The organism is Phocaeicola coprophilus DSM 18228 = JCM 13818 (genome assembly GCF_000157915.1).
Taxonomy (GTDB): domain Bacteria; phylum Bacteroidota; class Bacteroidia; order Bacteroidales; family Bacteroidaceae; genus Phocaeicola; species Phocaeicola coprophilus.
In genome coordinates, this window is sequence record NZ_EQ973628.1 from 43,844 (window position 1) to 56,142 (window position 12,299).

The following is a 12,299-nucleotide window of genomic DNA, read 5'->3' on the forward strand; positions in this document are numbered from 1 at the left end:
ATATCTGCATATTGTCAATAGAGAAATAGATGATATTTCCTCTTTTTTCTGTTATGTATCCAATTTATCTTGTCCTTAAAACAATAATTCATCTTTCTGTTGATATATAAGTAGGATAATCATCTTTAGATAATCTTTTTTCTAATGTATTCGGATTGACATCCCAAAGTGTAGGCAAATATTCGAATATGACTTTGCCTTTGTCAAGATAAATGCGGGCTTTAGAATCAAAAGCTACGGGTTTGTATTTATCTTCTCCTACAGGGTTATCCCTATACAGTAATTGATTCTCTTTCCAGCTGAGTTCCTGTGCATCTAAAGCAACATCATATATTCCACATACTATGTTAGGCATCCTGCGCTTCCATTTAACCGTTGTGCATTTCAAGTTCGTCTTAGCTCTGACAACGAAAAAGGAACCTGTCAGGTGAATCCGATATAGTTCCTTAAAAGAGTCATAAGCCCTGTCGAATATATAATAAGCATTTGGTTCATAATGGATTGAGCGTATCGCCGTAGAGTCATGTTTCGATGCTGCGGTTACAGTATAGAAGGCTGGGACTTGTGCTTCAATGTCATATAAGACATGAGCTTTGACGCCTCCTTTCTTTCTTCGGAACTTCGCCCATGAAAATGTGGATAAACACAACGGAATGGTTGTTGAATCAAAAGCATACTTATTTCCTGGAATTTCCAATATATTGGTTGCTCGCCTCTCGCAAGCTTCCTTCATTATATAGAACACGAAGTCTTCAAAGATTCTGTAGTCACGATTCTGATTAGCATACGCGAGAGTGGCTTTGGCTATTGGATTGCGTCCCAGACCAAGATGATATTGCTTGGCCCGATGCGCTTCAAAAGCAACAATTAGGTCGCGAAGACTTTCACGATTGCTCAGTTGTCCGAACATCATAGCAAGTAACTGATTCCAGCAGGTGAATTGCTTCACGTAGCGATTACCATCATACTTGCGAACAAAGTTATTGAACTGTGTTCTGTTCAGAAAAGCGGTAAGTTGAGCGAATATGTATTTATCTTGGTTTATAAGCGGTCTTCAATTTGACCGCTAAACTACGAATTCAAATCCGTTTCATTCAGAAATGCCACTTAAAATACTGTATTTCAATAGTTTCAAAGACAGATTAGCCAACTTTTATTGGACAGTAGTGTATCCTAATTATAAATAACTTCAGGTTAGTCAAACTAAGATTAGCTATTGCATATTTTAAAAATAATCATAGATGACATGTGTAACAGAAAGGTATTCATCCTTACCAGCTAGATTATAGTTGCAGACAAGTGTAATTTGTTCCAAAACAAACTCAGTGCGAATCAAAAGGAAAAACATAAAAATTTTTTTGCAATAACCTGTCGAATAGGGACTTATTCGATTAGAAAGCTACTATACATCATAAATTTAATACTATTGAAAATATTTGATATTGGTTGAGCTCTTGATAAATATCTGTTTTTATCTTATTCTATGAATATCAACTTTATTTTTTCAACAACTCAGTTGTTTTCTATGCCTTTCTCTTCTTACTTATTTACTAAAATAAATTCGATTATATCGCATCAAAATAATAGTATCTATTTATCATATTGAGAAAGTTAAAACAATGCTATAAATAAATGATTCAATGACACTATGCTGATATATAGCATTTTATGCATTTTATTCTCTTGCTGGCATACCTATTGTATAGTAAAGTATGAATAAAAAATAAAAATGATGGAACTATTTACAATTGGTTTTGCAGTCTGTATGCTAATGGGCATTGGCTGCTTTGGGTTATTTGAGAAATGTATTGATTGGTTTGAAAACATTTAAAGTAAAAAGGAGGAAAGATTTATGTACACAGTATTATTTATTGTAAGCCTTATTATGTTTGGCTATTTAATGTATGTTTTAGTTAAACCGGAAAAATTTTAAATAGAGCAGGAAGAATATTATAATAAGGCTGTCGAATAAAAAATAGTAAAAATATGAATACAGAAATATTAGGTGTAATAGCGCAAATTATTCTAATGGTAGTATTAAGTTATCCATTAGGAAAATATATTGCAAAAGTTTATAAAGGTAGCAAGGTTTGGAGTGATTTCATGAAGCCTGTAGAAAATTTAATTTTCCGGCTTTCAGGAATCAATCCGGAAGAAGAGATGAACTGGAAACAGTTTTTAAGAGCTTTGCTTGTAGTAAATGCCTTCTGGTTTGTATGGGGAATGATTTTGCTTGTTGTGCAAAGCTATTTACCACTAAATCCGGATGGAAATATTGGTCAGACGGCACATCAGGCTTTCAATACTTGTATCTCTTTTATGGTAAACTGTAATGAACAGCATTATAGTGGTGAAACCAACCTTACATATTTCACACAACTGTTTGTAATCATGTTATTCCAGTTTATCACTGTAGCTACAGGTATGGCTGCTATGGCGGGTATCATGAAAGCTCTTGGTGAAAAGACCACAAAAACTATTGGTAATTTCTGGAAATATCTTGTATTAAGTTGTACACGTATCCTTCTTCCGTTATCACTTGTAGTTGGTTTTATACTAATTATACAAGGGACTCCAATGGGATTTGATGGAAAGATGGAGATAACAACACTTGAGGGAAATACACAAAGTATATCACAAGGCCCGGCAGCGGCAATTGTTCCTATCAAACAGTTGGGTACTAATGGCGGAGGTTACTATGGTGTAAACTCTTCACATCCATTGGAAAACCCTACCTATTTGTCTAATATGATAGAATGTTGCTCCATTCTTATTATTCCAATGGCCATGGTATTTGCTTTTGGCTTCTATGTAAACCGTAAAAGATTAGGTTGCAGTATTTATGGCGTAATGCTTGTAGCATTCCTAATAGGTGTATGCATCAATGTATCTCAGGAAATGGGGGGTAACCCAAGAATTGACGCAATGGGTATAGCACAGGACGATGGAGCAATGGAAGGTAAGGAGGTTCGTCTCGGTGCCGGCGCAACAGGTCTTTGGAGTGTTGTTACAACTGTTACGTCTAATGGTTCTGTAAACGGTATGCACGATTCTACAATGCCGCTGTCCGGCATGATTGAAATGCTGAATATGCAGATTAATACATGGTTTGGTGGTGTTGGTGTAGGTTGGATGAACTACTTTACATTCATTATTATAGCAGTATTCATAAGTGGATTGATGGTAGGACGTACTCCGGAATTTATGTGTCACAAAGTCGAGGCAAAAGAAATGAAGATAGCTTCGATAGTAGCACTTCTTCATCCTTTTGTGATACTTGTAGGAACTGCTCTTGCTGCATATCTTTATGTTCATGCTCCTGCATTTGTGGAAAGTGAAGGAGGATGGTTGAATAATCCTGGCTTTCACGGACTTGGAGAAATGTTATATGAGTTTACTTCTTGTGCCGCAAATAATGGTTCAGGCTTTGAGGGGCTTGGTGACAATACCTGGTTCTGGAATGTATCATGTGGTATTGTATTAATATTGAGTAGGTTTATACCTATTATCGGTCAGGTAGCTATAGCAGGTCTTTTGGCACAAAAGAAGTATATACCGGAAAGCGCCGGAACTCTTAAAACAGATACAGTAACTTTCGGAGTGATGACATTTGCGGTTATTTTCATAGTTGCAGCGTTGTCATTCTTCCCTGCACAGGCATTAAGTACAATTGCTGAACATTTTTCATTGTGATTTAAGATAATTAAGTTGAAGTTGACAAGCAGTACAGTTTTATATTAAAAGATAACTGATACCCTTGTCAACTTATAAACAAAAAAATTAAGATATGAATTCAAAGAATCAAAATACATCACTGTTTCAAAAGGATCAGGTTATAGAAAGTCTGAAACAGTCATTTGTAAAGCAGAATCCGAAAATAATGATTAAGAACCCGATCATGTTCACTGTAGAAGTTTCAACATTGATTATGTTGTTCGTAACTGTATATTCTGCATTCAGCACATCACAAGGTTCATTTGTTTATAACCTATGGGTATTTATAATACTTTTTCTGACATTATTGTTCGCCAACTTTGCTGAAGCTATAGCTGAAGCTCGCGGTAAGGCTCAGGCTGACAGCTTGCGTAAGACTCGTGAAGAAACACCTGCTAAACTTATTATAAATGGTAATGTGAAGACTGTAAGCAGTTCACAGCTTAAGAAGGGGGATATATTTGAATGTGAGGCAGGTGATGTCATTCCGGCTGACGGTGAAATTATTGAGGGGCTTGCATCAATAGATGAAAGTGCCATTACAGGTGAGTCTGCTCCTGTTATTCGTGAAGCGGGTGGAGACAAGAGTTCTGTAACAGGCGGTACAAAAGTCCTTTCAGATCATATTAAGGTAGTTGTAACAACTCAACCGGGTGAAAGTTTTCTGGATAAGATGATTGCATTGGTAGAAGGGGCAAGCCGTCAGAAGACACCTAATGAAATCGCTCTTACAATTCTTCTTGCTGTATTTACTTTGGTATTCCTTGTAGTATGTATCACTCTTAAGCCAATGGCAGACTACTCTAATACCGTAATTACCATTGCAGCATTCCTTTCACTTTTCGTTTGTCTGATACCTACTACTATCGGTGGTTTGCTTTCTGCGATAGGTATTGCAGGGATGGATCGTGCATTACGGGCAAATGTGATCACTAAATCAGGTAAAGCTGTTGAAACGGCCGGTGATGTAGATACACTTCTGCTTGACAAGACTGGAACCATAACAATCGGTAACCGTAAAGCTACTGATTTTTATCCTGTAGCAGGACTTGACAGACGTAGTTTTATAGAAGCATGTATGCTGTCTTCTGCATCTGATGATACGCCGGAAGGAAAATCCATTATTGAGTTAGGACGTGAACAGGGATTACGTATGCGTAATCTGAACACAGAAGGGGCTCACATGATTAAATTTACGGCTGAAACAAAGTGTTCAGGAATAAACTTAAAGGATGGTACGCAAATCCGAAAAGGAGCATTTGATGCAATTCGTAATATTGTAAATGAAGCAGGAAATGAATTTCCTAAAGAAACTGAAGATATTATTAAGAGAATTACAAGCAATGGTGGCACCCCTTTGGTAGTATGTATCAACAAGAAAATTGCAGGAGTTATCGAATTGCAAGATATTATAAAGCCTGGCATAGAGGAACGTTTTGAACGTTTGCGTAAGATGGGTGTAAAAACTGTAATGGTAACAGGCGACAATCCTCTGACCGCAAAGTATATTGCTGAAAAGGCCGGTGTTGATGATTTTATAGCAGAAGCCAAACCGGAAGATAAGATGAATTATATAAAAAAGGAACAGGCTGCCGGTAAACTAGTCGCCATGATGGGTGATGGAACAAATGATGCACCTGCTCTTGCACAGGCTAATGTGGGAGTGGCAATGAATAGTGGAACTCAGGCGGCAAAAGAAGCCGGCAATATGGTTGACCTGGACAATGATCCGACAAAACTTATTGAAATTGTTGAGATCGGTAAACAGTTGCTGATGACTCGTGGTACTCTAACTACATTCTCTATAGCAAACGATGTTGCCAAGTACTTCGCTATAATTCCAGCATTATTTATGGTTTCCGTGCCGCAGCTTGGAGCACTTAATATAATGGGTTTGCATAGTCCTGAAAGTGCTATTCTTTCTGCTATCATATTCAATGCTATCATAATACCTATTCTGATACCTTTAGCTCTTAAAGGTGTTGAATACAAACCTATAGGTGCAAGCGCATTACTTCGTCGTAATTTGCTCATTTACGGTGTAGGTGGTATTATAGCTCCATTTGTTGGTATTAAATTAATAGACTTATTTGTTGGATTATTCTTCTAATAAAATCAAGAAACAGTTATGAAAAATTTAATGAAATCAATTCGAATCACATTGGTATTCTGTGTATTTTTTTCGGTATGTTATATATTGGTATTATGGATTTTCGCACAGTTCGCAGCACCCGGTGAAGGTGGCAATGCAGAAACGGTAAAGCTCAATGGTAAAGTTGTTGGAGTAGCAAACGTAGGGCAAGTCTTTACTAAAGATATATTTTTCTGGGGCAGACCTTCATGTGCGGGTGACGGATACGATGGTACAAGCTCCGCAGGCAGCAACAAGGGTGTTACCAATGAAGAATATCTTGCAGAGGTGGAAGCAAGAATTGATACATTTCTGGTTTATCACCCCTATTTGAAACGAGAAGATGTTCCTGCTGAAATGGTAACAGCAAGTGCTTCAGGTCTTGATCCTGATATAACTCCTGAATGTGCGTATGTACAAGTCAAACGTGTTGCTGAGGCAAGAGATATGGATGAATCGGATGTTAAAGCTATCGTTGACAAGATGATAGAGAAACCATTATTAGGCATATTCGGTCCTGCAAAAATTAATGTGTTAAAACTGAATGTTGCTTTGGAGGAGATAAATCCAACTGTAAACAGATAATCTGCAGCTATCTATAAATCTATAACTGTTTTTTCCCTAATATGTATTTCTGTATCTGCAAGAAATTGTAGATGCAGATACGCAGGGAAAAGATGAGTTATTAAAAACAACGAATATGTTGTAATTCCAAAATATAACAAGAATATATTTCAACAGATTATGAGAAAGATTATAAAAACATTAGCAGCAGCCATGGGTGTAGCTATATTATTACTCCCAACTAAGACTTATGCTCAAGATAAATTTACAGTTAACGGTAAGGCTGATTTTGTTTCTGATTATATATGGCGTGGAGCAGATCAGAACTCAGGTTTTTCAGTACAGCCATCTTTAACTTTGGGATATGCAGGCTTCAGTATTAATGTATGGGGTAGCCAAACATTAAGTAGATGGAATGTTGAAATACCTTCTAAAGAGTTTGATATAAATTTGAGTTATTCATCAAATAATTTCTCTGTAACAGTATCGGATTATTGGTGGTCCGGAGTGAATCGGCCATACGGTCATTATAAAGATTCGCATTATTTTGAAGGGACTTTGACATATTGTTTTGGTGATTCTTTTCCTTTGGCTCTTTCATGGAGTACGATGTTTGCCGGAGCAGATAAAAGCGTAGAAGGAAAACTTCAAGGTTCTACCTATATTAATGCTTCGTATACAATTTCATTACCAGCAGATATCACTCTTACTCCTGCAATAGGTTTTACACCTTGGAAAGGATATTATCATAATAAAGCTGCTTTTACAGACATATCGTTAAAGGCAAATAAGGATATAAAAGTAACAGACCAATTTTCTATTCCTGTATTTGTACAAGCGATTGTGGCTCCAGTCTATGATAGGACATATCTTGTAACAGGATTTAGTTTGGGATTTTAAATTAATATAGACGTTTACATTCCTTTATAGCAAATTATAATAATCAATTTCACCCTTCTCATTATGGGAATTTATATATCTTATAATGAGAAGGGGTGACATTTCTTTATATATAGTGCATACTTATAACATCTTATTAATTAACGAATTACAATTTACTTAATCATGTGGCATACGATTTGCCTATAAGTTTACAAAAGATGTTATATATGGAAGAAACTTATCGAACAAATTCTTTTTTATTCAAAAACAAGAAAGAAGGACTAATTAATTTTAGAACAGTTTCCTATATTTTAGGTATATTGGTTTTGGTTGAAGCCGGGCTATTTGCAATCTGCGCTGGTATATCAGCTTTTTATCATGAAAATAGCTATATCTATTTTGTCTGGACAATGTCAATGAATATTGGCATTGGCGGAATAATGGTACTAGCCGGTAATCGTAGATGTAATAATATCTCAAGACGTGATGGATATTATATCGTAAGTATTTCCTGGATATTATTTACGCTTTTGGGTATGTTACCATTCTATTTAAGTGGATACATACCATCTATTACTGATGCTTTTTTCGAAACCATGTCAGGTTTCACAACAACTGGAGCTACAATATTAAATAATATAGAATCATTACCCCATGGACTGCTCTTTTGGCGTAGTTTTACACAATGGATTGGAGGTCTTGGTATAGTTCTTTTTACCATAGCATTGCTTCCATTATTCAACGGTAGCAGCCAGCAGCTCTTTTTGTCAGAGGCTACAGGAGTAACACACGATAAAATCCACCCTAAAATTAAGGTTATGGCACGATATCTGTGGCTTATTTATATAGGACTTACTTTATTGGAAACTATATTATTGATGTTAGGTGGAATGAATTTATTTGATGCACTGTGTCAGGCGTTTGCTACTACGGCAACAGGTGGTTTTTCAACTAAACAGGATAGTATATCTTATTGGAATTCACCTTACATAGAATATGTAGTGTCTATTTTTATGATTTTATCTGGAGTCAATTTCTCTCTGTATTATTTTACTTTGAATGGGAAATATAAGAAATTATTAAAGGATGGAGAACTACACTGGTTTCTTACCTCAATAACAGTTTTGACTGTAATAATAGCGTTTGCCTTGTTTATAACTGGTTATTATGATATTGAGACAGCATTTCGCAAAGCTTTATTCCAAGTAGCTACTACCCATACATCTTGTGGATTTGCTACAGATGATTATAATTTATGGCCTACATTTACATGGATGTTGCTAATTTTTGCCATGATATCTGGGGGGTGTACAGGTTCAACCAGTGGAGGTGTTAAAAATTTACGCCTTTTAATCATATTTCAGAACATAAAGAATCAGTTCAAGCAAATGTTGCATCCGCGAGCTGTTTTACCGGTACATATTAATAATAGTCAAGTTCCAGTACAGACAACAGCAATGGTATATACTTTTTTTGTTACATACCTGATATGCATATTTATAGGTTGGACATTGTTGATGTGTTTAGGAGTTGGTCTGACCGAATCATTCAGTACTGTTATATCTGCAATAGGTAATGTCGGACCTGGTTTAGGAACTTTCGGACCGGTTTTTTCATGGTCTACTTTACCTGATGCGGCTAAATGGATTCTTTCGGCTCTAATGCTTATTGGACGATTGGAAATATTTGGTGTATTACTTTTATTCAACAAACGATTTTGGATTGATTACTAATACTAAAACAACAAAATAATTTTCAATTTACACTATTGATACTGAATACTAAATTTATAAAAGAATAATGGTAAATAAAGAAGAAAATGTACGTCATTTCCTGAATCTTATAAAGCGTTCACAAAGAGGTGTTTTTAAGATATATATCGGAATGATAGCCGGTGTGGGTAAAACATATAAAATGTTGCAAGAGGCTCATGAAATGTTGGACAACGGCATTGATGTACAGATTGGTTATGTTGAGACGCATGGACGGGTAGGTACAGAAGCTCAATTAAAAGGATTGCCGGTTATTCCTCGTAAAAAGATATTTTACAAGGGGAAAGAACTGGAAGAAATGGATCTGGACGCTATTCTTCAGTTACATCCAGAGCTAGTAATAGTCGATGAACTTGCACATACCAACGTTGACGGTTGCCGGAATGAAAAACGTTGGCAAGACGTAATGGACCTATTAGAGGCTGGCATTAATGTTATATCGGCTGTTAATATTCAACATATAGAAAGTCTGAATGAGGATATTAAGGGGATTGCCGGAATAGAAGTAAAGGAACGTATTCCTGATAAGGTCTTAGAAGAAGCAGATGAAGTTGTAAATATTGACTTGACGGCTGAGGAACTTATTAGTCGCTTAAAAGCTGGAAAAATATATAAGAAAGAGAAAATACAAACTGCTCTAAATAATTTTTTCAAGACGGAAAATATTCTTCAATTACGAGAGTTAGCTCTTAAAGAGGTAGCATTTAGGGTTGAAAAGAAAGTTGAAACGGAAGTTGTTCCAGAGGAAAAGGCTATTCATAGAGAATTGTATCTTGCATGTATAAGTAGTAACGAAAAAACACCGAGACATATCATACGTCGTACCGCGCGGCTTGCGTCCCGATATAATACAAATTTTATAGCTTTATATGTTCAAACACCTGTAGAAAGTCCTGATAGGATAAATCTGTCTGTTCAGAGGCATTTACTAAACCATTTTAAACTGGTAACCGAACTGGGTGGTGAATTAGTACAAATTGCTTCACCGGATATTATACAGGCTATTATTGATGTATGTCGTGAACATCATATTACAACAGTTTGTATTGGACAACCGACTTTAGGTTGGAGAAAAATTTTAAAAATACATCGTTATGGATATTTTCTTAAAAATCTTTCAGAAATGGATATAAAATTGATTATCTTTCCGCAATAAAATAATGTGTTATGAATATTAAGACAAAATTGACATTAGTGATAGGAGTACTTGTTGCGATGATTGTGCTTCTTGTTTCACTCTCTATTGTAAACTTGCAAATCCTGACAGCTACAGAGCCTAATAGTCCTGCTGCAGGGCCAGGATTACAACGTGCATTACTTTGGATATCTTCTATTGGAGGTTTTTGTATAGTAATCGGAATTTTTATGCTGACAGTTTTTCCTGCCTATTTTAATAAACCGATCAAAAAAATTATTGACGGAATCAAAGATATAGCCAATCATAATTATGATTGCAGGTTAAATCTGGAAAGTCATGAATTTGTAGAAGTTTCCGAAAACTTCAATCGGATGGCCAAACGATTGTCTGATTATCATTCCAGTACTTTGGCACAAATAAAGGCCGCAAAGAATTATATGGAAACCATTATTAATAGTGTAAAGGAACCTATTATAGGTTTGAATAATGAGTTGACTATTTTGTTTATAAATGATGAAGCCTTGAATGTCCTCAATTTAAAGCGCGAAGAGGTTTTACAGAAACCGGCTCAGGAAATTTCCATGAGAAATGATTTGTTGAGAAGACTCATACGTGAACTTATGGACTCACAAACAGAAAATAGAGCTAGTAAAGCGGAACCTTTAAAGATATATGCCGACAACAAGGAAAGTTATTTTCAGATGAAATGTATGCAAATTAATAAGCAAAGTAATAATATAAATGAGGGATACGTTATTATGCTTAAAAACATAACGGAATTTAAGGAACTGGATTCAGCCAAGACAACTTTCATTTCGACAATATCTCATGAACTGAAAACTCCTATTTCCGCAATTATGATGAGTCTGCAGTTGCTCGAAGACGATCGAGTTGGAGACTTGAACGAGGAGCAAAAGGAGTTGGCACAAAGTATTCAGGATAATAGTGAGCGCTTGCTTAATATCACTGGCGAACTGCTGAATATGACGCAAGTAGAATCTGGTAAATTACAACTCAAGCCCCGTATTACAAAACCTATTGAATTGATTGAATACGCGATAAAAGCCAATCGGGTACAGGCTGAAAAATTCAATATCCAAATCGAAGTACAATATCCGGAAAATAAAATAGGCAAATTATTTGTAGACAGCGAAAAAATAGCGTGGGTATTGACTAATTTGCTTTCGAATGCAATCCGTTACTCTCCTGAGAATGGCCGCATAATTATTGGTGCCCGCCAAACAGAAGATAATCATATTGAAATGTATGTTCGTGATTTTGGTAAGGGTATTGATCCGCGTTATCATCAGAGTATTTTTGATCATTATTTCCGAGTTCCAGGTACAAAGGTTCAAGGAAGTGGACTGGGATTATCAATTTCAAAGGATTTTGTAGAGGCCCATGGTGGTACTTTGACCGTAGAAAGTGAAATTGGAAAAGGAAGTTGTTTTACATTACGTTTGAAATCATAATCAGCCATTTTTTATCTCTGTATAAACCGTTTATAGGCATATCTGATATAGCCTATAAACGGTTTTATAATTACATGCTTATTTTATATGTTTCAATCTTACGATAAAGAGTCGCAAGTCCTATTTTTAAAAGACGAGCAGCTTCTGTTTTATTGCCATTGGTGTATTGCAGAACTTTGATTATATGCATACGTTCAATTTCAGCTAGTTCAAAATTATCTTTCATTAGTGATATATCCGATTTACGTTTTTGTAAATCTAGAGGTAAATCCTCAAATGTTATTTGTTCTTCGCATACAATAGAACATCTTTCTATAACATTTCTAAGTTCTCTGACATTTCCTTTCCACTCTGCATTCTTTAATATATCAAGCACTTCCGGAGTTATTCCGGTGATTTTTTTATTGAGTTTATTAGCAAATTTGTTCAGAAACATATACGACAGACTTTCAATATCATCTTTTCTTTCCCGTAACGGAGGTAAACATATCTGGAAAACAGATAAACGGAAATATAAATCTTCACGAAAGTTTCCATTCTCTATTTCTTTCTTTAAATCCCTGTTTGTAGCAGATATAATTCTGACATCCACTTTTGTAAGTTTGGTATCACCAATTTTGATATAT

10 protein-coding genes are annotated in these 12,299 nt (G+C 35.6%); 8 read left to right on the forward strand and 2 right to left on the reverse strand.

Going from position 1 to position 12,299, the window contains the following annotated elements; translation table 11 throughout:
• Positions 1-88 precede the first annotated feature (88 nt).
• Positions 89-1,045 (reverse strand): IS4 family transposase, encoded by a 957-nt coding sequence (locus tag BACCOPRO_RS00160; RefSeq protein WP_169306506.1) that lies wholly within the window; start codon positions 1,043-1,045, stop codon positions 89-91.
• Positions 1,046-1,852: 807 nt separating this feature from the next.
• Here BACCOPRO_RS00160 and BACCOPRO_RS17330 point away from each other — a divergent pair.
• The 8 genes from BACCOPRO_RS17330 (at position 1,853) to BACCOPRO_RS00195 (ending at position 11,673) form a co-directional block, all read left to right on the forward strand.
• On the forward strand, positions 1,853-1,933 hold the full coding sequence (locus tag BACCOPRO_RS17330; RefSeq protein ID WP_081446902.1) for a potassium-transporting ATPase subunit F: 81 nt from the start codon (positions 1,853-1,855) through the stop codon (positions 1,931-1,933).
• A 53-nt stretch (positions 1,934-1,986) separates the two neighbouring features.
• Positions 1,987-3,693 carry a potassium-transporting ATPase subunit KdpA gene (kdpA, locus tag BACCOPRO_RS00165; protein ID WP_008139740.1) on the forward strand — a complete coding sequence of 569 codons (1,707 nt, stop codon included), beginning with the start codon at positions 1,987-1,989 and terminating at the stop codon, positions 3,691-3,693.
• 94 nt (positions 3,694-3,787) lie between these two features.
• The gene (gene kdpB, locus BACCOPRO_RS00170; RefSeq protein ID WP_008139741.1) at positions 3,788-5,824 is read left to right on the forward strand and encodes a potassium-transporting ATPase subunit KdpB; all 2,037 of its coding nucleotides are present in this window, start codon (positions 3,788-3,790) and stop codon (positions 5,822-5,824) included.
• An 18-nt stretch (positions 5,825-5,842) separates the two neighbouring features.
• Positions 5,843-6,430, forward strand: a complete 588-nt coding sequence (locus tag BACCOPRO_RS00175) for a K(+)-transporting ATPase subunit C (RefSeq protein ID WP_008139743.1) — start codon at positions 5,843-5,845, stop codon at positions 6,428-6,430.
• Positions 6,431-6,589: 159 nt separating this feature from the next.
• Positions 6,590-7,309, forward strand: coding sequence for a TorF family putative porin (locus BACCOPRO_RS00180; protein ID WP_008139745.1), 720 nt, complete (start codon positions 6,590-6,592; stop codon positions 7,307-7,309).
• A 209-nt stretch (positions 7,310-7,518) separates the two neighbouring features.
• Complete coding sequence (locus BACCOPRO_RS00185) at positions 7,519-9,024, forward strand: TrkH family potassium uptake protein (protein WP_040310995.1); 1,506 nt, start codon at positions 7,519-7,521, stop codon at positions 9,022-9,024.
• Between the two features lie 67 nt (positions 9,025-9,091).
• Complete coding sequence (locus BACCOPRO_RS00190) at positions 9,092-10,219, forward strand: hypothetical protein (protein ID WP_008139748.1); 1,128 nt, start codon at positions 9,092-9,094, stop codon at positions 10,217-10,219.
• A gap of 11 nt (positions 10,220-10,230) precedes the next feature.
• Complete coding sequence (locus BACCOPRO_RS00195; RefSeq protein ID WP_008139751.1) at positions 10,231-11,673, forward strand: ATP-binding protein; 1,443 nt, start codon at positions 10,231-10,233, stop codon at positions 11,671-11,673.
• A gap of 70 nt (positions 11,674-11,743) precedes the next feature.
• On the opposite strand, the gene BACCOPRO_RS00200 is transcribed toward BACCOPRO_RS00195, so the two are convergent.
• The coding region (locus BACCOPRO_RS00200) for an AAA-type ATPase lid domain-containing protein (protein WP_008139752.1) at positions 11,744-12,299 on the reverse strand (556 nt) is incomplete at its 5' end.